Below are 22647 nucleotides of genomic sequence, written 5' to 3' on the forward strand. Positions count from 1 at the left end.
ATGGCGGCAGGCTACAGCCCCGCATCGCCGGTTTCCATCCCCGATGCTTGCGACCATTGGCCGCCCGCGTCGCGCTCCAGCAGCGGCGCGCGGCGCAGGGCCGCCAGATCGGCCGATCCGGTGCAGAACATGGCGATGCGCAGCTGGGTCACGACATCGTCCAGATGCGCGACCAGGGCCTCGGTGCTGTGACGGGCGGCGGGCAGGGCGCCCGCGGCCTGTCCGGCCAGATCGGCCCCCAGCCTGACGGCCCGCGCCACGTCCAGCCCGTGGCGCACGCCGCCCGATCCGATCAGGACCTGACCCGGCCGCATCTTCGGCGCGACCGCGCGGAGCGCCGCCGCGGTGGGGATCCCCCAGTCATGGAAGGGCGCGGCCAGCGCCTGAAGGCGGGCCGGGCCGCGTTCGGCCTCGACCCGCGCCCAACTGGTGCCGCCGGCGCCGGCCACGTCCAGGATGATGACGCCCGCCTCGGTCAGGCGCCGGGCAAGGGGGGCCGAGAGGCCCGCGCCGACCTCCTTGACGCCCAGGGGGACGGGCAGCGCACTGACCAGCGCCGCGATCTTGTCCAGCAGGCCCGAGAAGTCGCGATCGCCCCCCTCCTGGATCGCCTCCTGCAGCGGGTTCAGGTGCAGGATCAGCGCGTCGGCGCCGATCATCTCGACCGCGCGGGCGGCCTGATCTGGGCCGAAGCCGTAGTTCAGCTGCACCGCGCCGATATTGCCCAGGATCGGGATGTCGGGCGCGCGGGCGCGCAGGCTGGCGCCCAGGCCGCCATGGCCGCCCGCCTCGACCGCGATGCGCTGCGAGCCGACCGACAGGGCGATGCGGTGATGGGCGCAGGCCTCGGCGATGTGGATATTGATGGCCTCGGCCTCCTCCGGGCCGCCGGTCATGGCCGAGATCAGCAGCGGCGCATCCAGCGCCCGCCCCAGGAAGCGCGTGCCGCAGTCGATCCGCGCCATGTCCAGCTCCGGCAGGGCCAGGTGCCGGAAGCGGATGGCGTCGAAGCCGCTGTCCAGCCGGTCCTGCGCGCCGCGCCCTTCGGCGACGATCCTCAGATGGTCGGACTTGCGGCGCGAGATCTCGGTCATGGAATGGCCATTCGTTAGGGTTGCCCGACTATCGCGCCAATGGCTGCCGCCTTCCAGCCCCCGTTCCAAGGGGGCGAACTGTCGCGGCGCAGCCCGGCCTCAGCCCCGGCCCGCGGCCTTCATCGTCCGGGTGTTCGCCGCCTGAAGCCAGCCGTCATCGTAGAAGACCTCCTCGACGATCTCGGCGCAGGTCTGGCGCAGCGCGACCTCGCGCGCCTTGGACTGCTGGATCTGGCGCTTCAACGGGCTCAGCCCGGACCGCTCGACGCCCTCCATCTGCTTCTTGATGACACGCCGCGCCTCAGCCTCGTCGCCGATCTGCTTCCAGTAGACGGCGGCCTCCTCGCGCTTGCGGCGCAGCGGTTCCAGGAAATGCTCCAGCGAGCGGAACAGGCCGCTGCCGACCAGCAGATCCTCGATCTCGGCGGTGTGCCCGGCCTCCTCCAGCCGCTCCATGCCGTGATAGTGATAGAGCCGAACATCCTCGCGCGGCGGAAAGTCCGTGCCATCGACGGGATAGTTGTGCGCCCGATCCAGCTCGCGGAAGCGCGCCCCCGACCGGGCGATGGCGACCGGCAGCGATGCCTGGTCCAGCCATGGCCGCTTGGCCTCGTCATCGACCGAGGGGTCGAAGTCGATCGTCATGGCCGTGTCCAGCCACAGCGCCCCGAACCGCTGACCGGAAGGCGCGACCTCGGGGAAGGCCACCATTCCGGCGTTGAAATAGGGCGGATGCTCGCGGTCGGTGCGCAGCATCCGGACCCGCTCGACCGGGGTGGTCAGGCCGAAGATCGCATAGGTCGCATCCCAGATCTCGATGAAGCGCCGCGCGAATCCCGCGACGGATTCGGGCACCACGGCCACATGGTCGGGCGACAGCAGCGCCTCGGCGTCCAGCGGCCGGGCCAGATAGGTGTCGGTGTCCAAGAAGATCGCGAATTCGGTGTCGCGCTCCTCGGCCGCTGCCAGCAGCTTGTTGCCGTGCAGATAGGGCTTGTCGTAACGCTTGCGGCTGAAGGCCAGCTCCTGCGTCAGCTCGCGGATCGGCGCGCCCATCCGTTCGTGGAAGGCCCTGACCCGCTCGGGTATGTCCCGAAGCCGATCCTTTGGGGTGTAGGGGATCACCGTCGCCTCGGGATGGTGGCGCCTGATCGACAGCAGCAGCGGAATGGCGGGCGAGATCAGATGCGGCGGATCGATGAAATAGATAATCGCGCAGCGGCCGGATTGGATGGGGTCGGTCACTGTGAATATCCTGCAAGTTGAAATTCGCGTGATGTCTTCGATCCCGACGCAAGCACAGTCACCCCGCCGATGTCCATGAAAAAGTTACGTTAACGGCTCCGGTTGCCCGTTTGCCCGGCGTCAGTTCGTGGAGTCCGGGCCGGGCCGCCAACCCGTGGCACCGCCCGACATCCGACGCCGCGAGGTCGACCGTTCGCCCAAGAGATCCAGCGCATCCGCATTGCTGCGCCCCCAGTCATAGACCCGCTCCACCAAATCGACGAAGCGCGTTCCTAGGGCCGTCAGGCGGTACTCGACCGCCGGCGGCACGGTGCCTTCCACATGGCGGGTGATCAGTCCGCTGGCCTCCATGTCGCGCAGCGTCTGGACCAGCATTTTCTTGGAAATGCCGGGCAGGCTGCGGTGAAGGACGCCGGTCCGCGCCGCGCCCTGATGGCGGGCGTGCAGCGTGTGCAGGATCATGCTGGTCCATTTGGTCGCGAACAGGTCCAGGACGCGGCGGGGGGGCGCAGTCCTCGCGCCATTCCTGATCGGACGGGTCTTCGCTCACGGGTGGTCATCTCCGGGTTCCTACGTCCCGGAACGGTGCCTTCTGGAAGCGCGGATCGCAAGCGCCTACCTCGCCGGGTGAGCATCGGAACGGAGAGACAGGATGACACGAACCGCACTCGTCGTCGGCGGTACCGGCATTCAGGGCAGCGCGATCGCCGCGCAGCTGGTGGAGGAGGGCTGGACCGTCCACGGCCTCAGCCGCAGGCCGCAGGATCAGCCCGGCGTGCTGCCCGTGGCCGCGGACCTGCTGGACCCGCAGGGCCTGGCCCGCGCGCTGGACGGGATCGCGCCCACGCATGTCTTCCTGACCTCGTGGCTGAGGATGCCGACCGAGGCCGAGAACATCCGCGTCAACGGCGCCATGGTGCGCAACGTCCTGGATGCGGTGAGGCCCGCGGGATCGGTGCGGCATGTCGCGCTGGTCACGGGGCTGAAGCATTACCTGGGGCCGTTCGAGGCCTATAGCCAGGGCCGGCTGCCGCAGACGCCCTTCCGCGAGGATCAGGGCCGGCTGGACGTCGCGAACTTCTACTATGCGCAGGAGGACGAGGTCTTCGCCGCCGCCGCCCGCGACGGCTTCGGCTGGAGCGTGCACCGCCCGCATACCGTGATCGGCAAGGCCATCGGCAACACGATGAACATGGGCACCACCCTGGCCGTCTATGCCACGATCTGCCGTGAGACGGGGCGGCCTTTCCGCTTTCCCGGCTCGGCCGTGCAGTGGGAGGGGCTGACCGACATGACCGACGCGCGCCAGCTGGCGCGGCAGGTGATCTGGGCCGCCGGGACCCCCGCGGCCCGTAACGAGGCGTTCAACATCGTCAACGGCGACGTGTTCCGCTGGAAGTGGATGTGGCATCGCATCGCCGACGCCTTCGGGATCGCGGCCGAGGATTTTGACGGCACGCCCCGTCCGCTGGAGACGCAGATGAAGGACGACGCCTCGGTCTGGGCCCAGATCGCCGCGCGCCACGGCCTGGTCGAGGCCGACCTGTCGCGCTTGGCCTCGCCTTGGCACACGGACGCCGATCTGGGCCGGCCGATCGAGGTGGTGACGGACATGTCGAAAAGCCGCCGTATGGGCTTCACCGGCTATCAGGCGACGGACGCGGCCTTCATGGATCTGTTCGCGCGGCTGCGCGCCGACCGCATCATCCCGTGATGCCGGCGGGTGCGGTGCCGGTCCCGATGGACCGGCGCGGCATCCGAAAGCGCAGCTTTCGCGATGGTCCGCAAGCCACCTGACGGGGGCGTCTGCCTCGCGCTGCATGGGCGGATGTCATGGCGACCCCGGGAGGACTTGAACCCCCGACCCGCCGCTTGGAAGGTCGCTGGTCCCTTGCTCTAACCGATTAGGTTACAAGCGTTTTTATCGTCTATTTTTGACACTATGCAATTGCGATGCAAATGGCGACCCCGGCACGACTCGAACGTGCGGCCATCCGCTTAGAAGGCGGATGCTCTATCCAGCTGAGCTACGGGGCCACGGGGTTGACGTTTAAACGGTCAGTCGCGGTTGGGCAAGGTGGGAGGCGCGACCGCTGATCCTCCATTTACGCAAGCAACGATGCTTGTTCAGGGACTGTCGAGACGGGACCATCTACGAACGTGACCCCGGCCAATGCCCCAAGGTCATGCACGACGAGAACCACGCGGCGAGCCAGAAACTCGCGATGCCGCCCGCGCGTTCCCCGGCACGTCTTTCATCGAGATCAGGTTTGACAGGTCGCGAAGCGTGCTTTTCATCGCAAGGAACAATTCGGCGGACGTTACCGTGCCTTCGCGCCGATGCCACTGTCACAGGCCGCAAGGTAATCGACGAGGAAAATGTAAACGCTCTTCGCCGTTGCGGCCTCCTCGGCCATTTCCAGGCGCGTCTTCGCGTAGTCATGGCCGAGCCAGCCGTCTGGCCTGCCGAGCGCTCGCGCGACGCACTCGCCCGCCCGTGAGAATACCCCGAACTGCAAACTCGTCTTCTTGATCAGTAACCATTGGGCAACACGGGCGAGACGAGAGTGCAAAGCACACCGCGCCATTGTGCCATGTTCGCCGTTCGATAGGCGCGGAACACGTCCTCGGGTAATCCCCCCATTCTTAGCGGGATGCATCTGTAGAATTCACGCGGCCATTTTCAGTTTCATGGCGGGTGTGATGCCACCGATATCGTTCCGGGCTTGCCACGCCACTCGATAATCCGGTCAAGGCTTCGGATGACCCGCTCCGCTGGCAGCGAAAAGTCGACCTCGATGGCTAAACCTTCGCGGTTGAAGTCGTCCAGCACGTTCAGCAGCCGAAACTGGCGGCCATCGCCGAAGCGATCAGCCATGAAATCCATCGACCAGGTCATGTTTGGCGCATCCGGCACGGCCAGAGCCTCCGGTTTGTCCCGCTTCAGCCGCTTGCGGGGTTGATCCGCAGGTTCAGTTCCAGCGCGCAATAGATGCGGTAGACGCTGACCTGCCACTGAACTTTCATCCAGCCGCGACCGGAGCCGGTAGCTGATTTACGCCTTTCGGCGTGGGTTGAGCAATCGCCCGGCGCGCGGAACCCTCATCGCGTGCAGCGGGACGGGCGATTGCGGTGGTCAGGTGCAGAGCAAAGCCTGCGGGGGTCTGGTAGCCGAGGGCCGAGTGGGGCCGCGCGGTGTTGTAGTCGGTGACCCAGGCCGCGATCAGATCGCGGGCATGGGCGATCAGTGGAACGCCTCTGTTTCGTGGAGCCGATCGCCCATTGCGACAAGTTGGGCGGCGTAGGCTGCGGAGATCTGGTATCCGAGCGCGGAATGGGGCCTTTGGTGAAGGTCATTTTGTGCTTTGCCATGACGACCTCAATGCAATCGACGATGCAATTACATGGCATCCAACGGCGGCGCCGATCAAGCGGAGGCGCTGATTTTCTCAGATGATACAACCGTCAGCAATGGTGAGCGAGGCGGCATGATCTGACCGGAAGGCGGCTGCTCTATCCAGCTGAGCTACGGTGCCGCGCCAACCGGTCTTGGCAACGGTCGCGGAGGATTTGAAAGCGATAGTGACGCGCTCAGAAGGGCAGCTCATCGGTCTGCCGCAGGCCCACGTCCACCTGCGCGGCGGTGAATACGCCCCGCACCTCCATCACCGCCCGGCCGTTCAGCAGCACCGTCGTGATGCCCGAGACAGCATCGGCGCTGACGCCGACCCCTGGCGGGCTGTCGGCGTCGAACGTCGCGTGCAGCGTGATGCGGTCGGCCTCGCGGTCGTAGTCGCGCAGCGATGCCAGGCCGCCCTCGGGCGCCACGATCATCGAGAAGACGTCCTGTCCCGCCCCGCCGATCGCGATGTCATCGCCCAGGAAGAACAGCGCATCGTCGCCGTCGCCGCCCGAAAGCGTCTCCTCCCAGCCACGCTCCCACTGGGCGTCGTCGTCCAGCCGGTCGCTGGACAGCACGTCGTTGCCCGCGCCGCCCTCGATCAGATCGGTGCCAGCGCCCCCGGCCAGCAGGTCATCGCCATTGCCGCCGCGCAGCGTGTCGTCTCCGGTATTGCCCTCAATCCCGTCGTTCCCGGCGCCGCCGATCAGCAGATCGTAGCCGCCCAGCCCGATCAGGGCGTCGTCCAGATGGCCTCCCGTCAGGGTCTCGGGGGCATCGGTTCCGATCAGGGCCTCCCCGGTCGTGTCGACGGGGTCTTCGGCCTTCGGGTCGTCATCGCCGCCGAACAGGTCGAACGGGTCAGCATAGAGCAGTGTCAGACCGCCGAAGATCAGCCAGTTGACGATGAACGCCAATTCATAGCCCATGTGACCGCCCCTGCCTCTCACGCCGCCGTGCAGGTCATGCTTGGCGCGGGTGCGACATCATGTGAATCTTGGGTCTTGGGTCTTGGGTCTTGGGTCTTGGGTCTTGGGTCTTGGGTCTTGGGTCTTGGGTCTTGGGCATGCGCCCTTACAGCAGCAGCGTCATGAAGACCGAGTTCGGGTCCGCGCGATAGCTGCCGAAGGGCGGGCATTCGGTGAAGCCCTCGCGCGCATAGAGGCCGCGGGCGGCCAGAAAGCCCGGCTGGACCCCGGTTTCCAGCGACAGGCGCTGCAACCCGGCCGCGCGGGCGTCCTCGATGATGCGGCGCAGCAGCATGCGGGACAGGCCGCGGCCGCGATGCTCGGCCAGGACATGCATGGACTTCACCTCGGCCGAACCCGGCTCCAGCGCCTTCACGGCGCCCATGGCGACGGGCTGGCCCGCGTCGCGGATGACCAGGAAGCGGATGGCCGGATCGGCCAGCGCCTCCTTGGGCAGCATGTGGATCGATTCGGGGGGCGTGTCGGCATGCATCTCGGCGGTGTGGCGCTGGAACAGTTGGTCCAGATCCGCCCCAAGCGGGCTTTCCGCGGCGATCGTCAGCGTCATGTCGGGTCCTGTCGGAAATGGTGTCAGGCCGGGCACTAGCCCGACCTGACGCGCAGGTCAAACGGTCCGGGGGCCGCCCAGCACCCGGTCCAGCACCGGCGACAGCCGCGCCACGGTGCCGTCCACATCGGCCAGCTTGTCCAGACCGAAGAGCCCGATCCGGAAGGTCGAGAAATCGGCCCCCTCGTCCACGGCCAGGGGCACGCCCGCCGCGATCTGTGTGCCCTGCGCCGCGAAGGCGCGGCCCGATTTCACCTCCGGATCGTCGGTATAGCCGACCACCACGCCCGGCGCCTGGAAGCCCTCTGCCGCGACCGAGCGGATGCCGCGCGCGGCCAGCGCCTCGCGCACCGCCCGGCCAAGCCGCCATTGCGCGTCGCGCGCGGCGTCGAACCCCATGGCGCGGGTCTCCTCCATCGCGTCGCGCAGGCCCAGCAGCGCGTCCGTGGGCATGGTTGCGTGATAGGCGTGGCCGCCGTCCAGATAGGCCTGCATGATCGCGCGCCATTTCTTCAGGTCCAGCGCGAAGCTGTCGCTGGTCGTCGTCTCCAGCCGTTCGGCGGCACGCTCCGACAGCATGACCAGGCCCGCCGCGGGCGATGCCGACCAGCCCTTCTGCGGGGCAGAGATCAGCACGTCCACGCCGGTGGCCGCCATGTCCACCCAGACCGCCCCCGATGCGATGCAGTCCAGCACCATCAGCGCGCCCACCTCATGCGCGGCATCGGCCAGCGCGGCGATGTAGTCGTCGGGCAGGATCAGCCCGGCCGAGGTCTCGACATGGGGCGCGAACACCGCGTCGGGGCGCGTCTCGCGGATGCGGGCCACGACCTCGTCGATGGGGGGCGGCGCATAGGCGGGCTGGGGCGCGTTCCCCTGCGGGCGGGCCTTGACCACGGTTACCTCGCGCGCAAAGGCGCCCGCGTCAAAGATCTGGCTCCAGCGATAGCTGAACCAGCCGTTCCTGACGATCAGCGCATGGGCGTCGCGCCCGAATTGGCGGGCGACGGCCTCCATGCCGTAGCTGCCGCCGCCCGGCACGATCACGGCATGGGCCGCGCCATAGACCTCGCAGAGGCCCGCCGACAGGTCGCGCATGACCTGCTGAAAGCGTTTCGACATGTGGTTCAGGGACCGGTCGGTGAACACGACCGAGAATTCGTCTAGCCCGTCCGGGTCGATCTCGGGGCGCTGATGGGGCATGGGGCATCCTTTCCGTTTGCGGGCAGCCTAGCGCCTGCAGCGCGGCCCGGCCAGACCGCCAAAAGCCGCAAACGCCCCCCTTGCGGCGCCCCCCGCGGGGCGACTAGGCTTCGGGCGCAAGCAACATCAAGGTTTTCCATGCGGATCGGCATCCTTCAATGCGGCCAGTCGCCGGCGCAGCTGAAGCAGAGCCTGGGCGACTATCCCGATATGTTCATGCGCCTGCTGGACGGTCGCGGCTTCACCTTCACCACCTGGCATGTCGAGGGGATGGCGTTTCCGGACGACATCCACGACGCCGACGGCTGGCTGCTGACCGGATCGCGCCACGGCGCCTATGAGGATCACGCCTTCATCCCGCCGCTGGAGGCGTTCATCCGCCGCGCCCATGACGCAGGCGTGCCGATGGTCGGCATCTGCTTCGGCCACCAGATCATCGCGCAGGCCTTGGGCGGCACGGTGGTCAAGCATCCCGGCGGGTGGGCCGTGGGCGCGCAGGATTACGATTTCGGCGGCCAGCCCGTCACGCTGAACGCCTGGCACCAGGACCAGGTCGTGGCCCTGCCGCCGGGGGCGCAGGTCGCGGGCCGCAACGCCTTCTGCGAGAATGCCGCGCTGATCTATGGCGACCGGGCCTTCACCGTGCAGGCGCATCCCGAATTCCGCGACGACTTCATCCAGGGCCTGATGGACACCCGCGCCAAGGGCGTCGTGCCGGACGACCTGCTGGCCGGGGCTGCGGCCCGCATGGGGCAGGCCGACGGCGCCGCCGTGCTGGCCGACCGGATCGAGGCCTTCTTCAAGCAACCCCGCGCCCTGGCGCGACCCGACAAAGGTGCCGCATGAGCGACTGGACCGAGAAACTGCCCCAGGCCGCGCGCGACTTCATGGCCGGGCGCCGCCTGGACGAGGTCGAATGCATCGTGGCCGACATGGCGGGCGTGGCGCGCGGCAAGGCCATGCCCGCGTCGAAATTCGCGCGGCAGAACCAGTTCTACCTGCCCAATTCGATCTTTCTGCAGACGATCACCGGGGAATGGGCCGACAACCCGTCGGGCGCCTTCACCGAACCGGACATGGTGATGGTGCCGGATTATTCCACTGCCACTGCCGCGCCCTGGACCGCCGACTGGACCATCCAGGTCATCCATGACGCGACCGACCAGCAGGGCAACCCCATGCCCATCGCGCCCCGGAACGTGCTGAAGCGCGTGGTGCAGCTCTATCGCGACAAGGGCTGGAACCCGGTCGTGGCGCCCGAGATGGAGTTCTTCCTGGTCGCGCGCAACATCGACCCGAACCAGCCGATCATCCCGCCCATGGGCCGCACGGGCAGGCGCGCTGCGGCGAAGCAGGCCTATTCCATGTCCGCGGTGGACGAATACGGCAAGGTCATCGACGACATCTATGACTTTGCCGAAGCGCAGGGCTTCGAGATCGACGGCATCCTGCAGGAGGGCGGCGCGGGCCAGGTCGAGATCAACCTGAACCACGGCGATCCGGTGGCCCTGGCCGACGAGATCTTCTACTTCAAGCGGCTGATCCGCGAGGCCGCGCTGCGCCATGACTGCTTCGCGACCTTCATGGCCAAGCCCATCGAGGGCGAGCCGGGCAGCGCCATGCACATCCACCATTCGGTGACGGATGTGGCGACGGGGCGGAACATCTTCTCCGACGACAAGGGCCGCGAGACGCCGGCCTTCCTGCATTTCATCGCCGGCATGCAGAAGCACCTGCCCGCGGCCATCGCGCTGCTGGCGCCCTATGTGAACAGCTATCGCCGCTATGTCCCGGACTTCGCGGCGCCGATCAACCTGGAATGGGGGCGCGACAACCGCACCACGGGCCTGCGCGTGCCGATCTCGGGGCCCGAGGCGCGGCGGCTGGAGAACCGGCTGGCGGGGATGGACTGCAACCCCTATCTGGGGATCGCGGCCAGCCTGGCCTGCGGCTATCTGGGCCTGCTGGAGGCCGAGAACCCGCGCGCCGAATGCCTGGGCGACGCCTACATGTCCGAGGACGAGCTGCCCTACAACCTGGGCGACGCGCTGGACCTGATGTCCGAGAGCGCGCCGATGCGCGGCGTCTTGGGCGAGGATTTCTGCGCCGTCTACGAATCGGTCAAGCGCAATGAATACAAAGAGTTCCTGCAGGTCATCAGCCCGTGGGAACGCGAACATCTGCTGCTGAACGTATGAACCTGCTGCACCTGAACGACAGGCTAGGGGCCTATCCGCCCAGCCTCTATGCCGATCAATGCGGGCCGCAGCCCGAGCTGCCGCCGCTGCGAGGCGAGGCGCGGGCGGATGTGGCGGTGATCGGGGCGGGCTATACCGGGCTGTCGGCCGCGCTGCATCTAGCGCGGCGGGGCCTGTCGGTCCGGGTGCTGGAGGCGCAGCGCGTGGGCTTTGGCGCATCGGGCCGCAACGGCGGCCAGATCGGCTCGGGCCAGCGGCAGGAGGTCGACTGGCTGGAGGCGAACCTCGGTCCCGACATGGCCCGCCGCCTGTGGGACCTGGCCGAGGAGGCCAAGGCCGCCGTCCGCAGCATAGCCGCCGAAGCGGGCGTGCCGGTCCGCGACGGCATCGCCCATGCCTGCCGTAGCGGGGCGGAGGTCGACCATGCCCGCCACATGGCCGACCATCTGGCGCGGCATTACGGCTACGATCGTGTCACGCCTCTGGACCGCGACGGTCTGGCGGCGGCCCTGGGCAGCGCGGCCTATGTCGGCGGCGATCTGGACCGCGGCGCGGGGCACGTCCAGCCGCTGGCGCTGGCTCTGGGGATGGCGCGGCTGGCGCAGCAGGCGGGCGTCGTGATCCATGAGCGCGCGCAGGTCACCGGGCTGATCCATGGCGCGCCCAGCATCATCCGCACCGATCAGGGCGTGCTGCGGGCCGATCACGTCATTCTGGCCTGCAACGGCTATCTGGGCGATCTGGACCGGGGCGTGGCCGCGCGGGTCATGCCCATCAACAACTACATCGTCGCGACCCCGCCGCTGGATGACCACCCCGAGATCCTGCCGGACCGCATCGCAGTGGCGGACACGAAATTCGTGGTGAACTACTGGCGCGTCGATGACGACCGGCGGCTGGTCTTCGGGGGCGGAGAGACGGTGACCTACCGCTTTCCGCGCGACATCGCGGCGGTGGTGCGCCCGCATCTGCTGTCGGTCTATCCGCAGCTACGCGACACGCCCCTGACCCATGCCTGGGGCGGGACGCTGGCCATCACCATGAACCGCATGCCCTATTTCACCCGTCCCGCGCCGAACTGCCTGTCGGCCAGCGGCTATTCCGGGCATGGGGTGGCCCTGGCCACGCTGGCGGGGCGGCTGATGGCCGAGGCGGTGGCGGGCCGGGCCGAACGCTTCGACGCGATGGCCGCCGTGCCCACCCGGCCCTTTCCGGGGGGCGCGGCCCTGCGCAAGCCGCTGCTGGTGGCGGGGATGGCGTGGTTCGGGCTGCGCGACCGGCTAGGGTTCTAGGCCCATCCGGGCCAGCACCTGCTGCCGGATCTCTGCCGAATCGCGGTCGGTCAGGCCCAGCAGGCTGGAGACCAGGCGGATCAGGCTGTCCTCATCCGCGCCGCGGCTGCTGTCGGCATAGGCGACCTCCCACAGCGCGGCCAGAACGGCACGACGATCCTCCAGCGCGATCCGGTCCTTGATCTGGCGGGTAAAGCGGACGGTGTCGCTGGCCTCGGCCTCCAACGCCTCGGCGCGCAGCCGCCGGGCGCGCGCGGCATCCGGGGTCAGGCCGCGACAGGCCAGCACCCGTTCGATGCGCTCGCGTTCGGCCTGATCGTAATGATCGTCGGCCCGCGCCACGCGCACCAGCAGCGCGGCGATGGCCAGCTCGGCCTCGTCGCGGTCGATCGGCGCGGGGGCCTCGCCCATCAGGCGTGTCAGAAGGTCCATGAACATCTGCGCAAGATGCCCCTGCGCGGCCCGGGGGTCTAGCCGGGCCAGCCCTCGACGATGATCACATCTGCGGCAGAGACCGGCTCGCGCAGCGCCTTGGCCGCCTGATAGCCAGGGCTGTCGTAACAGGCCTGTGCCGCCTCCAGCGACGGGAACTCGATCACCACGCTGCGGGGACGGGCCTGGCCCTCGACCACCTGCTGCGGCCCGCCGCGCACCAGGAAGCGCGCGCCGAATTCGGCGAAGGGGGCGGCATTGGCCCGGCGATAGGCGGCATAGGCGTCGGGGTCGTCGATCGTCACATGGGCGATCCAATAGGCCTTGGTCATGTGTCCTCCGGAATGCGGATGCGGCCTTGGGCCACGGGAACGGCGCGGCCCGACACGCGGACCTGCGCCAGCGCGCCGCCGCTGACGGTGATGCGCAGGCCCAGCTGGGAGGGGCGCCCCATCTCGCCCCCCTGGCGCAGGGACAGCTGCGTCTCGCCCTCGGGCAGGACGCCCGCAGCCAGAAGGGGCGCGGCAAGGGTCGCGGTGGCCGATCCGGTGGCGGGGTCCTCGGGGACGCCGCTGCCGGGGGCGAACATGCGCGCGCGGAACCCCGCGCCGTCGGGGGCATAGGCATAGACCTTGCCGACCCGTGCCGTCAGCGTCTCGAACGCGGCCCCCGCGGGGCGGGCATCGGCCAGGGCCTGGGCGTCGCGCAGCGGCACGAAGATGAAGGCCGGCCCCGCATGGGCTACGACCGGACGGTGCGTGCCGAAGCCCACCTGATCCACGCCAAGGCCCAGACCCGCCGCCGCCAGATCGGCCGCGACCGCATCGCCCAGCTGCGGCAGCACGGGGGCCGCGAATTCGGCCAGGCCGTCGCGGATGGTCACCGGGACCGGCACGGCCTCCTCCTCCAGCACCAGATCGCCGTCGCCCGCCGACAGGTGCAGCGCGCAGCCGATGGTGGGATGGCCCGCAAAGGGGATCTCCGCCAGCGGCAGGAAGATGCGGACGCGGGCGCGGTGGGCGCGGTCGCGCGGCGCCATGACGAAGATCGTCTCGGACAGGTTGAACTGGCGGGCGATGGTCTGCATCTGCCGCGTGCTCAGCGCGTCGGCCCCCATGACAACGGCCAGCGGATTGCCCGCGAAGGCCCGGTCGGTAAAGACGTCATAGACATGGTATTCCAGCATCGTCGCCCCGTTTCAGTATTTCTGGGGAACATACAGCTCCCGCGGGACGGCGTCGCGCTCATAATCGGGGTTGAAGACGCGGTCGGGCAGGGTGATCTGTTCATGGTCCACGTCGCCATAGGGGATCAGGCCCAGCAGGTGGTCGATGCAGTTCAGACGCGCGCGCTTCTTGTCGTTGCCGGGCACGATGTACCAAGGCGCCTCGGGGATGTTGGTGCGCTCTAACATGTCCTCCTTGGCCTTGGTATAGGCCTCCCACCGGACGCGGGACTGCAGGTCCATGGGCGACAGCTTCCACTGCTTCATCGGGTCATGGATGCGCATCTGGAACCGCATCTGCTGCTCCTCATCCGTGATCGAGAACCAGTATTTCACCAGCCGGATGCCCGACCGGACCAGCATGCGCTCGAATTCCGGGACGTCCTGGAAGAACTGCTCGACCTGGTCCTCGGTGGCGAAACCCATCACCCGCTCGACGCCCGCGCGGTTGTACCAGCTGCGGTCGAACAGCACGATCTCTCCGCCCGCCGGCAGATGCGGCACATAGCGCTGGAAGTACCACTGCGTCTTCTCGCGGTCCGACGGGGCGGGCAGGGCGACCACGCGGACCACGCGCGGGTTCAGGCGCTGCGTGATGCGCTTGATGACGCCGCCCTTGCCGGCGCTGTCGCGGCCCTCGAACAGCACGACGACGCGTTCGCCATGATGGGCGACCCAGTTCTGCAGGCGGATCAGCTCGGACTGCAGGCGCAGCAGCTCGCGGAAATAGACCCGGCGGTCCATCCGGTCGGGGTGATGGCTGCGATAGATGCGGCGGATCTCGGCCGACAGGACCGCATCCTCCATCTCCAGCTCCATCTCCTCGTCCAGGCAGTCCTGCAGCTCGTCGCTCAGCCAGTCCTTGTAGTCGCTCATCAAGCCCTCCGCGTCCTGAACAGGCATCTAGGGGCGGGGTGCGACATTTCCATGTCAGCGCAGGAAGCGGCGGGCACAATTCTGCGTCACCGCCAGCACCATCCCGCCGTCGCGCAGCCCGTCCACGGTGCCGCACCATGCGCCGTCGGTGGTGAACAGGCTCTGCGTGCCGCGCGCGGGGCGATAGGCGACGCGTCGGCCCGACAGGTCGAACAGGTTCAGCACCCCCCCGGCATTCGGCGCGTAATAGCCCACGACCGAGCCGTCTGCGGTGAAGATCACCCTCTGCTCGTTCTCGGGGTCGGTGGGGCGGTTGCCGGCGACCTGCGCGGAATTGGCGGTGTTGCCGGCGCTGTTCCAGGCGGAGTGGGGCGCGTTGCCGGGGCGGGCGGGGCTGTTGGCGGGATGGCCCGGCCCCAGGTCGAAGGGCAGCTGCGTGCTGTCCAGCACCACCAGCGGCGCATCCGCCAGCACGGGCGCGGCGGCCAGCATCACAAGCATCGTCAGCAGGCGCATCGGGTCTCCTCGGGCGGTGTCGGGCGCAGGATGGCGCAGCCGGGCCGCCTGCGCCAGAGGGCGGGTCAGGATCGCAGCGCGGCCTCCAGCCGGTCGAACTCGTCGCGGTCGCCCGGAATGCCAAGGCGCAGCCAGCGGTCGGAATAGGGAAAGCGCCGCGTCCAGACATGTGCGCGGGCCAGCGTCTCCTGCGCCGCGCGCGCATCGGGCGTGTCGTAGAGGCGGAACAGATGCGTGCCCCCGACGGGCCGCCAGCCGCCGCGCAGGGCCAGCCGGTCCAGGTTCAGCGCGGCCTCGGCGTTATAGGTCACGGCCGCATCGGCCCAGGCCGCATCCGCCATGGCCGCGGCCCCGATGGCCAGGGCCGGACCGCCCACGGCCCAGGGCCCCGCCGCCTCGCGCAGCGCGGCCAGCAGGTCCGGCCGCGCGACCGCGAAACCCAGCCTCAGCCCCGCCAGACCCCAGAACTTGCCGAAGCTGCGCAGCACCACGGCATTCTCGGGCAGGACCGGGATCAGCGATAGGTCCGGCCGCGGATCGGCGAAGCTCTCATCCACGACCAGCGTGCCGACCCGACCCGCCAGCGCGCTCAGACGCGCGGGGCTCCACGCGCGGCCGTCGGGGTTGTTGGGGTTGACCACCACGGCCAGATCGGCCCCCTCCATCGCGGCGATGTCCGGGGCGGCACTCACCTGCCAGCCCGCCGCGCGCAGGCTGGCCGCGTGTTCGTTGTAGCTGGGCGTCAGCACCGCCGCCCGGCCCGGCGCGACGACGCGCGGCAGGATCTGGATCGCGGCCGACGCCCCCGCCATGGGCAGCACCCGTTCGGGCGGACAGCGAAGGTATGCGGCCGCCACGTCGATCAGCCGCGCCTCGTCCGCGGCGGTGGGCAGGGCACGCCAGGCGTGATCGGGCAGGACGGGCACCGGCCAGGGCCGCCGGTTGATCCCGGTCGAGAGGTCGATCCAGTCCCCCGGCCCGAAGCGCGCGACCGCCGCATCCAGATTGCCCCCGTGATCGCGCGCCATGCCGCCCCCCGTCGTTCCGCGCCCTTGCTAGGGCAGGGGACGCGCGCAGGCAATGCGTGGCGGTCGCGGCGGCCGGGTGCCGTGGCACGGCTTCAACCATCGTGACAGGAGGCCCCATGTCGGACGACGCGACCGGACAGATCATCCCGCCCGACATCCGCCGCATGCCAGACGGGCGGCTGGTTCTGGTCGGAGGGAATCACAACCAGACGATGTTCGCGGCCGACGGAACCGCGGCCGATCCGGCGGCGGTGGCGGTCTTTCTGGCCAACCATGCCGCGCGCGGCGGTTGGTGCGCCGAGCGCGGCATCAGTTATGGGCAATGGGTCTTTCCCGACCCGATCGTCTTTGCCGAGGGCTTTCCGCCGGGAAGCGTCGCCTCGGTGCTGGAGCGCGCCCTGCCCGAGGCGGTGCGGCCCATGGGCATCCACTATCCGCTGCCGCTGATCGCTGGCCATCCCGACCGGCAATGCATGACCGACACGCATTACAGCCCGATCGGCGGGATGCATGTCGCGGCCGATGTGGCGCGCATCCTGCTGGGCGTCGATCCGACGCCCACGGTGGAAAGACTGACGGCCGAACTGTCCGAACCGGCCTCGCATGTGGGCGATCTGGGCGTCCAGTGCACGCCCCCCATCGCCGAGATGCGCGCCCGCCAGCCGCACCTGCCGGGTATCCGGTCCGCCACGAACGGGGTGCAGGCGGGCAACATGGGCATCATCCAGCTGGTGGACAGCCCCAATGCGCTGACCGAGCGGACCCTGCTGATCTTCGGCGATTCGTTCTTCAGGTCGCTGCTGCCCGAACTGGCGCGCTACTGGCGCAGCATCGTCTTCTGCCGCACGCCGTTCTTCCATGAGGAGATGGTCGCGGCCATCGCCCCGCATGACATCGTGACCGGTCTGGCCGAACGCTATTTCGCCACCACCCGCCCCGATGCCGAGCGGCCGCATTTTCTGGCCTATCCGCTGATGCTGGGCCGCGCGACGAACCCCGATGCCGCCTTCCCGGCGCTGTGGACACAGCTGGTGGATGGGGCGCGGCTGGCCCGGCCCTGACCGGTCGGGGCGGTTTCACCCTTTACTGTCCCGCCCCGAGCTGCCACGATATCTGGTAAGAACCAAGGGGGACCTACGCCGTAGGTTGTGCGTCCCCCGACAGATGGAGGGCCCCGGGCCGGGTCAGGAAGGGGCAGCGATGCAGATCACCGACGAGGCGCTGACCGAAGGCGCCCATCCCATCGACATCGTCCAGGCCATCGCCACCCATCGCCACTGGGACTTCGACCGCCCCGCCAGCGACCAGATCGCGATGGTGCTGCAGGGGCTGTGGCGCGGCTATGCGCTGACGCTGGCCTGGTCGCCCGAGGACCGGGTGCTGCGGCTGATCTGCAGCTTCGACTTCGCGCCGCCCGCCGACCGCCTGCCCGCCGTACTGGAGGTCGTGAACCTGGCCAACGACCGGGTCTGGGAGGGGGGCTTCACCTTCTGGGCCGATCAGGGCCAGATGGTCTGGCGCTATGGGCTGGTGCTGGCGGGCGACGCGGTGGCCCATCCCGATCAGGTGGACCGGATCATCGCCGCGGCCCTGACCGCCTGCGAGCGGTTCTATCCGTCGTTCCAGCTGGTGTCGCGGGGCGGGCGCGGCCCGGCCGCCGCGCTGGACATCGCGTTCGGGCCGACCTACGGACGGGCCTGAGGGGCTGCAGGGGAGGGGCAGGATCATGGCGGATTTCGACGACATCAATCGGCGCGGACTGGTGCTGGTGGGCTGCGGGCGCATGGGGGGCGCGATGCTGACCGGCTGGCTGGCGCAGGGGCTGGAACCCGGCGCGGTCACGGTGCTGGACCCGAACCTGGCACCCGAATGGCAGGACCGGGGCCTGCGGGTGAATGCCGACCTGCCCGCCGATCCGGCGGTGGTGGTCTTGGCGGTCAAGCCGCAGATGATGGGCGAGGCGCTGGCCGCGATGCCGGACCTGGCGGACAGCCTGGTGATCTCGGTCGCGGCGGGCACGACCATCGCGACCTTCGAGGCGGCCTTTCCCGGCGCCCCGGTGATCCGGGTGATGCCCAACACGCCCGCGGCCATTGGGCAGGGCATCTCGGCCATGATCGGCAACGATGCCGCCACGCCCGCGCATCTGGACCTGGCCGAGGCGCTGATGCGCGCCGTGGGCCGCGTCGTCCGGCTGGAGCATGAGGGCCAGATGGACGCCGTCACCGGCCTGTCGGGAAGCGGCCCGGCCTATGTGTTCCACCTGATCGAGGCGATGGCCGCCGCAGGCGCCGCGCAGGGCCTGTCGCCCGCGCTGTCGCTGGAGCTGGCGCGCGCGACCGTGGCGGGCGCCGGTGCGCTGGCCGTCCATGCGGACGAGGACCCGGCTGTGCTGCGCCGCAACGTGACCTCGCCCAACGGGACGACCGCGGCGGGGCTGGCGGTGCTGATGGACGAGGGCGCGGGCCTGACGCCGCTGATCGTCCGCACCGTCTCCGCCGCGACCGAACGCGGGCGGGAGCTGGGCCGCGCATGATCAGCTTCGACGATTTCCTGAAGGTCGACATCCGCGTGGGCACCATTACCCGCGCCGAACCCTTCCCCGAGGCGCGCAAGCCCGCGATCAAGCTGTGGCTGGACCTGGGCGATCTGGGCGAGCGAAAGTCCTCGGCCCAGATCACCCGCCATTACGACCCCGAAACGCTGGTCGGCCGCCAGGTCCTCTGCGTCGTGAACTTTCCGCCGCGCCAGATCGGCCCCGTCATGTCCGAGGTGCTGGTCCTGGGCGTGCCCGACCCCGACAACGAGGTCGTGCTGATCCGCCCCGACCTGCCCGTCCCCAACGGAGGCCGCCTCTATTGAAGGTTCTTGTCACCCGCCCGATGACCGACCGCGCCACCGCCGCCATTCGCGCGGCCTGCGACGCGACTTTCCGCGACAACACGCCCCTGACCGTCGATCAGGCGGGGCAGGCGATGCGCGACTATGACGCGATCATCCCGACGCTCGGCGACGCCTTCGGGGCGGAGGCCTTCCGGGGCGATCTGCGCTGCCGGCTGCTGGCCAATTTCGGCGCGGGGTTCAACCATATCGACATCGCCGCCGCCCGCGCCGCCGGTGTGGCGGTCACGAACACGCCCGACGTGGTGACGGATGCCACCGCCGACATCGCGCTGACGCTGATGCTGATGGTGCTGCGCCGCGCGTCCGAGGGCGAGCGCCTGCTGCGTGCGGGCGGCTGGACCGGCTGGAACCCCACGCAGCTGCTGGGCGCCGAGATGTCGGGCCGCACCGTGGGCATCGTCGGCATGGGCCGGATCGGCCAGGCCATCGCCCGGCGCGCGCATCTGGGCTTCGGGATGGAGGTGGTGTTCTTCAACCGCTCGACCGTCGCGGGGCTGGAGTTTCCGGCCCGCCAGATCGGCGATCTGCGCGCGATGCTCTCGGCCTGCGACGTGGCGGTGATCGCCGTCCCGGGAGGGGCGGCCACGCGCGGTCTGATCGGTGCGGCCGAGCTGGAGGCCCTGGGGCCGCAGGGCGTGCTGGTCAACATCGCCCGTGGCGACGTGGTGGACGAGGACGCGCTGATCGCCGCGCTGGTGGACGGCCGCATCGCCGGGGCCGGGCTGGACGTCTATGCGCGCGAGCCGCATGTGCCGCAGGCGCTCATGGATGCGCCGAACGCCACGCTGCTGCCGCATCTGGGCACCGCCACCGACGACACCCGCACCCGGATGGGCCTGCGGGCGCTGGCGAACCTTCAGGCCTTCATGGACGGGGCCAGCCTGCCCGACGCGGTCGGCTGAGGAACCCGGCGCCGCCCCGGACATTGTTCCCGCATAGGAACGTCTGCAAAGGAGACGGACATGAACTGGGATATCATCCAAGGCAAGTGGAAGCAGCTGAAGGGCGCCACCAAGGTCAAGTGGGGCGAGCTGACGGACGACGAGCTGGACCAGATCGACGGCAACAAGGACAAGCTGGCCGGCAAGCTTCAGGAGAAGTACGGCTGGACCAAGGATCAGGCGGATCGCGAGATCGACGACTACTATCGCGACAAGTGATCCGATCGCCGCGAGGCGGGAAGGGGCGCTCCGACCGGGGCGCCCCTTTCGCATGGGCGGGACCTGCCGCATCGGCTTGATCGTCCGCCCTGGCTGGGGCACCAAGGGGCGACATCGCCGGAGGCGTCCCATGCACTATGCCTATACCGTCCAGGACAACCGCCTGACCCGCCTCGGGGCCGACCGCGATCTGGCCGATGCGGTCTGGATCGACCTGATCCAGCCCTCCGATGCCGAGATCGCGCGGCTGCGCGCCTTGGGCGTTCCCGTCCCCAGCCTGTCGGAGATGGAGGAGATCGAGCTGTCCAACCGCCTCTATCGCGAGGACGGGCTGGACTACATGACCGCCATGTTGCCCGGAGAGCGCGCGGGCGGCGACCGAACCTCGATGCCGGTTACGTTCATCCTGTCGGCGGATCGGCTGGTGACGGTGCGCCACCATTCGCCGCGCCCCTTTCTGACCTTCCCGGAACGCGCCGAGCGGTCGTCCCTTGGCTGCGGCACGCCAGGGCGGCTGTTCCTGGGCCTGATCGAGGAGATCATCGCCCGGCTGGCCGACATCCTGGAGGGGGCGGGGCGCATGCTGGACCAGACCACGGCCTCGGTCTTCGAGCGGCGCGCCGTGGCCGCAGGCTCCGAGCGGTTGCAGGCCGCGCTGCAGGATGTGGGGCGCGAAGCCGAGACCATGGCCCGCGTGCGTCTGGCGCTGCTGACGGTCGAGCGGCTGCTGGCCTTCCACACCGCGACGCTGGAGGACCGCCCCGACGACCGCCGGTTGCGCGCCGCGACCCGCGCCCAGATGCGCGACATCCAAGCGCTGGAGGTGCACGCCGATTTCCTGGGCGGCCGGGTCAGTCTGGCGGTGGACACCACACTTGGCCTGATCAACCTGCAGCAGAACAACACCGTGCGCATCCTGTCCGTGGTGGCGGCGCTGTTCCTGCCGCCGACGCTGATCGCCAGCATCTACGGGATGAACTTCACCAACATGCCCGAACTGGACGAGCCTTGGGGCTACGGCTTCGCGCTGGCCCTGATGGGGGTGACCACGGTCGGCACCTGGCTGTTCCTGCGTTGGAAGAACTGGATCTAGAGGTCGTCCAGCATGTCCAGCATCTCGGGCGGCATCTGTCCTTCGGACAGGGTGACGCTGTGCGGGCCGGTGGCGTCGGTGACGGTGATCGCATAGCGCATCCGGTCGGGACAGCCGGGGCAGGGGGTGGCGGCCATGCGCGCCAGCGCATCCGGGTCGAAGGCGGTGCACAGCGCATCGGCCCGGTCGCCGGGCTGCGCGGCCGTGTCGATGCGGCGCGACGTGGCGGCGGTGATGCCGCCGAAGCCGCCATGGCTGCGGATCTCGATGATCATGCGGTCCTCCGGTCCGCCGATCATAGGATCAGACCGCGATTCCCACAAGTTTCCACGCGCGCCGCAGCAGCAGCGCCTGCTGGCTGCCCGCGCCCGCCAGGGCCGCCGCGCTGCGCAGGGTCTGGTCGGCGAAATCGGAGAAGCCGGCCATGGGGTTGTTCAGGTCCTGCAGCGTCCGGTACCAGATGCGGCCCGGCAGCTCCCACGCATTGCCGCCCAGATAGCTGCAGAACAGGTAGAAGGCGTGGTTCGGAATGCCCGAATTGATGTGCACGCCGCCATTGTCGTCGGTCGTGGTGTTGAACTGATCCATATGCCAGGGCTGCGGATCAGTGCCCAGCAGGTCGTCGGCATAGGCCGTGCCCGGCGCCTTCATGCTGCGCAGCGCCACGCCGTTGATGCCTGGCCCCAGGATGCCGCGCCCGATCAGCCAGTCGGCCTGATGCGCCGTCTGGCCCAGCACGCGCTGTTCGGCCAGCGCGCCGAAGACATCGGCCACATGCTCGTTCAGTGCGCCGGACTGGTTCTCATAGATCAGCCCGCCGGAATGCTGGATGACGCCATGCGTCATCTCATGCGCGATGACCGACAGTTGCAGGAACGTCCGGAAAATCTTTCCGTCGCCCGTGCCATAGGCCATCTGCTGCCCGTCCCAGAAGGCGTTGTTGTAGTTGCGGCGGTGCTGGACGGTGGCGACCAGCGGCATGCCGCGCCCGTCCAGCGAATTGCGGCCATATTCCTCGGCGAACATCGCATAGACCTGTCCGGCGCTGTCATAGGCCATGTCGGCATCGGGAATGCCCGAGGGCGCGTAGCCCTCGCCCCGCACCAGGCGGCCGGGCAGGGCGGCGCGGAATTCGCCGTCATGGATGCGCCGGTCGGGGCAGCACAGGTCGAGATCGGGCGCGATGCCCTGCGGGGCGGGCGGCGGGCTGGCCCAGGCCGCGCGCTCCTCGCGCAGCTGTTCGTCATGGCGCAGCAGGGTCCGCGCCATGTCGGCGGTGGCCGGATCGCCGCGCAGCGCCAGCACGCGCAGCATGTAGGGCGGCACGATGCAGGCGATGGGATTGTGGTGGGAGCAGCCGAAGGACAGGCACATTGCAGGCGACCTTTCCGCATTGGGGTCGCCCTAGGGTAGCACGGAACGCCCGCCCCGCAAGAGGCGGGCGT

The 22647-nt window shown here is 69.2% G+C and carries 25 protein-coding genes, 1 tRNA gene and 2 pseudogenes; 11 read left to right on the top strand and 17 right to left on the bottom strand.

What is annotated here, in order from left to right; translation table 11 throughout:
- Nucleotides 1–11: 11 nt before the first annotated feature.
- The 3 genes from fni to AC2SGK_RS02445 all read right to left on the bottom strand — a co-directional run bounded on the left by fni (nucleotide 12) and on the right by AC2SGK_RS02445 (nucleotide 2801).
- Entirely contained in the window at nucleotides 12–1094 is a 1083-nt protein-coding gene (fni, locus tag AC2SGK_RS02435) for a type 2 isopentenyl-diphosphate Delta-isomerase (RefSeq protein WP_488322012.1), read from the bottom strand.
- A 99-nt stretch (nucleotides 1095–1193) separates the two neighbouring features.
- Nucleotides 1194–2339 carry a hypothetical protein gene (locus tag AC2SGK_RS02440; protein WP_488322013.1) on the bottom strand — a complete coding sequence of 382 codons (1146 nt, stop codon included), beginning with the start codon at nucleotides 2337–2339 and terminating at the stop codon, nucleotides 1194–1196.
- 120 nt (nucleotides 2340–2459) lie between these two features.
- On the bottom strand, nucleotides 2460–2801 hold the full coding sequence (locus AC2SGK_RS02445) for a winged helix-turn-helix transcriptional regulator (protein WP_488322014.1): 342 nt from the start codon (nucleotides 2799–2801) through the stop codon (nucleotides 2460–2462).
- A 190-nt stretch (nucleotides 2802–2991) separates the two neighbouring features.
- Here AC2SGK_RS02445 and AC2SGK_RS02450 point away from each other — a divergent pair, with 190 nt between their 5' ends.
- The gene (locus tag AC2SGK_RS02450; RefSeq protein ID WP_488322015.1) at nucleotides 2992–4053 is read left to right on the top strand and encodes an SDR family oxidoreductase; all 1062 of its coding nucleotides are present in this window, start codon (nucleotides 2992–2994) and stop codon (nucleotides 4051–4053) included.
- Nucleotides 4054–4299: 246 nt separating this feature from the next.
- On the opposite strand, the gene AC2SGK_RS02455 is transcribed toward AC2SGK_RS02450, so the two are convergent.
- From AC2SGK_RS02455 to AC2SGK_RS02480, 6 genes and pseudogenes are all read right to left on the bottom strand, one after another.
- A tRNA-Arg gene (locus AC2SGK_RS02455) sits at nucleotides 4300–4376 on the bottom strand.
- Nucleotides 4377–5034: 658 nt separating this feature from the next.
- Nucleotides 5035–5342: pseudogene (locus AC2SGK_RS02460) on the bottom strand (DDE-type integrase/transposase/recombinase); the annotation flags it as partial.
- 20 nt (nucleotides 5343–5362) lie between these two features.
- Nucleotides 5363–5584, bottom strand: a pseudogene (locus AC2SGK_RS02465) (integrase core domain-containing protein); the annotation flags it as partial.
- A 346-nt stretch (nucleotides 5585–5930) separates the two neighbouring features.
- On the bottom strand, nucleotides 5931–6668 hold the full coding sequence (locus AC2SGK_RS02470; RefSeq protein WP_488322016.1) for a calcium-binding protein: 738 nt from the start codon (nucleotides 6666–6668) through the stop codon (nucleotides 5931–5933).
- 145 nt (nucleotides 6669–6813) lie between these two features.
- Complete coding sequence (locus tag AC2SGK_RS02475; protein WP_488322017.1) at nucleotides 6814–7275, bottom strand: GNAT family N-acetyltransferase; 462 nt, start codon at nucleotides 7273–7275, stop codon at nucleotides 6814–6816.
- A 57-nt stretch (nucleotides 7276–7332) separates the two neighbouring features.
- Entirely contained in the window at nucleotides 7333–8478 is a 1146-nt protein-coding gene (locus tag AC2SGK_RS02480; protein ID WP_488322018.1) for an aminotransferase class V-fold PLP-dependent enzyme, read from the bottom strand.
- Nucleotides 8479–8616: 138 nt separating this feature from the next.
- Between AC2SGK_RS02480 and AC2SGK_RS02485 the strand changes: the two genes are divergently transcribed.
- From AC2SGK_RS02485 to AC2SGK_RS02495, 3 genes are read left to right on the top strand one after another with little or no spacing between them, the layout of a single operon-like run.
- On the top strand, nucleotides 8617–9324 hold the full coding sequence (locus AC2SGK_RS02485) for a type 1 glutamine amidotransferase (protein WP_488322019.1): 708 nt from the start codon (nucleotides 8617–8619) through the stop codon (nucleotides 9322–9324).
- Entirely contained in the window at nucleotides 9321–10676 is a 1356-nt protein-coding gene (locus AC2SGK_RS02490) for a glutamine synthetase family protein (protein ID WP_408593331.1), read from the top strand. The genes AC2SGK_RS02485 and AC2SGK_RS02490 overlap by 4 nt, the downstream gene beginning before the upstream one ends.
- Complete coding sequence (locus AC2SGK_RS02495; protein WP_488322020.1) at nucleotides 10673–11968, top strand: NAD(P)/FAD-dependent oxidoreductase; 1296 nt, start codon at nucleotides 10673–10675, stop codon at nucleotides 11966–11968. The genes AC2SGK_RS02490 and AC2SGK_RS02495 overlap by 4 nt, the downstream gene beginning before the upstream one ends.
- Here the strand turns inward: AC2SGK_RS02495 and AC2SGK_RS02500 are convergent.
- From AC2SGK_RS02500 to cobD, 6 genes are all read right to left on the bottom strand, one after another.
- On the bottom strand, nucleotides 11957–12406 hold the full coding sequence (locus tag AC2SGK_RS02500) for a tellurite resistance TerB family protein (protein ID WP_488322021.1): 450 nt from the start codon (nucleotides 12404–12406) through the stop codon (nucleotides 11957–11959). The two genes, AC2SGK_RS02495 and AC2SGK_RS02500, sit on opposite strands and share 12 nt — an antisense overlap.
- Nucleotides 12407–12438: 32 nt before the next feature.
- On the bottom strand, nucleotides 12439–12732 hold the full coding sequence (locus tag AC2SGK_RS02505) for a DUF1330 domain-containing protein (protein ID WP_488322022.1): 294 nt from the start codon (nucleotides 12730–12732) through the stop codon (nucleotides 12439–12441).
- A complete protein-coding gene (locus AC2SGK_RS02510; protein WP_488322023.1) occupies nucleotides 12729–13586 on the bottom strand; it encodes a PhzF family phenazine biosynthesis protein in 858 nt (285 codons plus the stop codon). Before AC2SGK_RS02510 ends, AC2SGK_RS02505 begins: the two co-directional genes overlap by 4 nt.
- A gap of 12 nt (nucleotides 13587–13598) precedes the next feature.
- Nucleotides 13599–14501, bottom strand: coding sequence for a polyphosphate kinase 2 (gene ppk2 / locus AC2SGK_RS02515; protein WP_488322024.1), 903 nt, complete (start codon nucleotides 14499–14501; stop codon nucleotides 13599–13601).
- Between the two features lie 54 nt (nucleotides 14502–14555).
- Nucleotides 14556–15017 (bottom strand): hypothetical protein, encoded by a 462-nt coding sequence (locus AC2SGK_RS02520; RefSeq protein ID WP_488322025.1) that lies wholly within the window; start codon nucleotides 15015–15017, stop codon nucleotides 14556–14558.
- A 65-nt stretch (nucleotides 15018–15082) separates the two neighbouring features.
- A complete protein-coding gene (gene cobD, locus AC2SGK_RS02525; protein ID WP_488322026.1) occupies nucleotides 15083–16045 on the bottom strand; it encodes a threonine-phosphate decarboxylase CobD in 963 nt (320 codons plus the stop codon).
- A 116-nt stretch (nucleotides 16046–16161) separates the two neighbouring features.
- Here cobD and AC2SGK_RS02530 point away from each other — a divergent pair, with 116 nt between their 5' ends.
- From AC2SGK_RS02530 to AC2SGK_RS02560, 7 genes are all read left to right on the top strand, one after another.
- Complete coding sequence (locus tag AC2SGK_RS02530) at nucleotides 16162–17106, top strand: alginate O-acetyltransferase AlgX-related protein (RefSeq protein WP_488322027.1); 945 nt, start codon at nucleotides 16162–16164, stop codon at nucleotides 17104–17106.
- 139 nt (nucleotides 17107–17245) lie between these two features.
- Nucleotides 17246–17746: a type III secretion system chaperone family protein gene (locus AC2SGK_RS02535; RefSeq protein ID WP_488322028.1), complete on the top strand. Its 501-nt coding sequence runs from the start codon at nucleotides 17246–17248 to the stop codon at nucleotides 17744–17746.
- 25 nt (nucleotides 17747–17771) lie between these two features.
- On the top strand, nucleotides 17772–18581 hold the full coding sequence (gene proC, locus AC2SGK_RS02540; RefSeq protein ID WP_488322029.1) for a pyrroline-5-carboxylate reductase: 810 nt from the start codon (nucleotides 17772–17774) through the stop codon (nucleotides 18579–18581).
- Nucleotides 18578–18907, top strand: a complete 330-nt coding sequence (locus tag AC2SGK_RS02545; protein ID WP_488322030.1) for a tRNA-binding protein — start codon at nucleotides 18578–18580, stop codon at nucleotides 18905–18907. The genes proC and AC2SGK_RS02545 overlap by 4 nt, the downstream gene beginning before the upstream one ends.
- Nucleotides 18904–19851, top strand: coding sequence for a 2-hydroxyacid dehydrogenase (locus AC2SGK_RS02550; protein ID WP_488322031.1), 948 nt, complete (start codon nucleotides 18904–18906; stop codon nucleotides 19849–19851). Before AC2SGK_RS02545 ends, AC2SGK_RS02550 begins: the two co-directional genes overlap by 4 nt.
- 60 nt (nucleotides 19852–19911) lie before the next feature.
- Nucleotides 19912–20109, top strand: coding sequence for a CsbD family protein (locus tag AC2SGK_RS02555; protein ID WP_411837211.1), 198 nt, complete (start codon nucleotides 19912–19914; stop codon nucleotides 20107–20109).
- Nucleotides 20110–20239: 130 nt separating this feature from the next.
- On the top strand, nucleotides 20240–21202 hold the full coding sequence (locus tag AC2SGK_RS02560) for a magnesium transporter CorA family protein (protein WP_488322032.1): 963 nt from the start codon (nucleotides 20240–20242) through the stop codon (nucleotides 21200–21202).
- Here AC2SGK_RS02560 and AC2SGK_RS02565 read toward each other — a convergent pair.
- Complete coding sequence (locus AC2SGK_RS02565; RefSeq protein ID WP_488322033.1) at nucleotides 21199–21477, bottom strand: protealysin inhibitor emfourin; 279 nt, start codon at nucleotides 21475–21477, stop codon at nucleotides 21199–21201. The genes AC2SGK_RS02560 and AC2SGK_RS02565 overlap by 4 nt on opposite strands.
- 28 nt (nucleotides 21478–21505) lie before the next feature.
- Nucleotides 21506–22576 carry a M4 family metallopeptidase gene (locus AC2SGK_RS02570; protein WP_488322034.1) on the bottom strand — a complete coding sequence of 357 codons (1071 nt, stop codon included), beginning with the start codon at nucleotides 22574–22576 and terminating at the stop codon, nucleotides 21506–21508.
- Between the last annotated feature and the right edge of the window lie 71 nt (nucleotides 22577–22647).

It is taken from the genome of Paracoccus sp. NIOT.M2S5SZ12 (assembly GCF_057748165.1).

Excerpts from the sequence above, each read along its gene's own strand:
- fni (WP_488322012.1), bottom strand. The coding sequence starts at position 1,094 with ATGACCGAGATCTCGCGCCGCAAGTCCGACCATCTGAGGATCGTCGCC.
- AC2SGK_RS02445 (WP_488322014.1), bottom strand. The coding sequence starts at position 2,801 with ATGATCCTGCACACGCTGCACGCCCGCCATCAGGGCGCGGCGCGGACC.
- AC2SGK_RS02450 (WP_488322015.1), top strand. The coding sequence starts at position 2,992 with ATGACACGAACCGCACTCGTCGTCGGCGGTACCGGCATTCAGGGCAGC.
- AC2SGK_RS02470 (WP_488322016.1), bottom strand. The coding sequence starts at position 6,668 with ATGGGCTATGAATTGGCGTTCATCGTCAACTGGCTGATCTTCGGCGGT.
- AC2SGK_RS02475 (WP_488322017.1), bottom strand. The coding sequence starts at position 7,275 with ATGACGCTGACGATCGCCGCGGAAAGCCCGCTTGGGGCGGATCTGGAC.
- AC2SGK_RS02480 (WP_488322018.1), bottom strand. The coding sequence starts at position 8,478 with ATGCCCCATCAGCGCCCCGAGATCGACCCGGACGGGCTAGACGAATTC.
- AC2SGK_RS02485 (WP_488322019.1), top strand. The coding sequence starts at position 8,617 with ATGCGGATCGGCATCCTTCAATGCGGCCAGTCGCCGGCGCAGCTGAAG.
- AC2SGK_RS02490 (WP_408593331.1), top strand. The coding sequence starts at position 9,321 with ATGAGCGACTGGACCGAGAAACTGCCCCAGGCCGCGCGCGACTTCATG.
- AC2SGK_RS02495 (WP_488322020.1), top strand. The coding sequence starts at position 10,673 with ATGAACCTGCTGCACCTGAACGACAGGCTAGGGGCCTATCCGCCCAGC.
- AC2SGK_RS02500 (WP_488322021.1), bottom strand. The coding sequence starts at position 12,406 with ATGTTCATGGACCTTCTGACACGCCTGATGGGCGAGGCCCCCGCGCCG.
- AC2SGK_RS02505 (WP_488322022.1), bottom strand. The coding sequence starts at position 12,732 with ATGACCAAGGCCTATTGGATCGCCCATGTGACGATCGACGACCCCGAC.
- AC2SGK_RS02510 (WP_488322023.1), bottom strand. The coding sequence starts at position 13,586 with ATGCTGGAATACCATGTCTATGACGTCTTTACCGACCGGGCCTTCGCG.
- ppk2 (WP_488322024.1), bottom strand. The coding sequence starts at position 14,501 with ATGAGCGACTACAAGGACTGGCTGAGCGACGAGCTGCAGGACTGCCTG.
- AC2SGK_RS02520 (WP_488322025.1), bottom strand. The coding sequence starts at position 15,017 with ATGCGCCTGCTGACGATGCTTGTGATGCTGGCCGCCGCGCCCGTGCTG.
- cobD (WP_488322026.1), bottom strand. The coding sequence starts at position 16,045 with ATGGCGCGCGATCACGGGGGCAATCTGGATGCGGCGGTCGCGCGCTTC.
- AC2SGK_RS02530 (WP_488322027.1), top strand. The coding sequence starts at position 16,162 with ATGTCGGACGACGCGACCGGACAGATCATCCCGCCCGACATCCGCCGC.
- AC2SGK_RS02535 (WP_488322028.1), top strand. The coding sequence starts at position 17,246 with ATGCAGATCACCGACGAGGCGCTGACCGAAGGCGCCCATCCCATCGAC.
- proC (WP_488322029.1), top strand. The coding sequence starts at position 17,772 with ATGGCGGATTTCGACGACATCAATCGGCGCGGACTGGTGCTGGTGGGC.
- AC2SGK_RS02545 (WP_488322030.1), top strand. The coding sequence starts at position 18,578 with ATGATCAGCTTCGACGATTTCCTGAAGGTCGACATCCGCGTGGGCACC.
- AC2SGK_RS02555 (WP_411837211.1), top strand. The coding sequence starts at position 19,912 with ATGAACTGGGATATCATCCAAGGCAAGTGGAAGCAGCTGAAGGGCGCC.
- AC2SGK_RS02560 (WP_488322032.1), top strand. The coding sequence starts at position 20,240 with ATGCACTATGCCTATACCGTCCAGGACAACCGCCTGACCCGCCTCGGG.
- AC2SGK_RS02565 (WP_488322033.1), bottom strand. The coding sequence starts at position 21,477 with ATGATCATCGAGATCCGCAGCCATGGCGGCTTCGGCGGCATCACCGCC.
- AC2SGK_RS02570 (WP_488322034.1), bottom strand. The coding sequence starts at position 22,576 with ATGTGCCTGTCCTTCGGCTGCTCCCACCACAATCCCATCGCCTGCATC.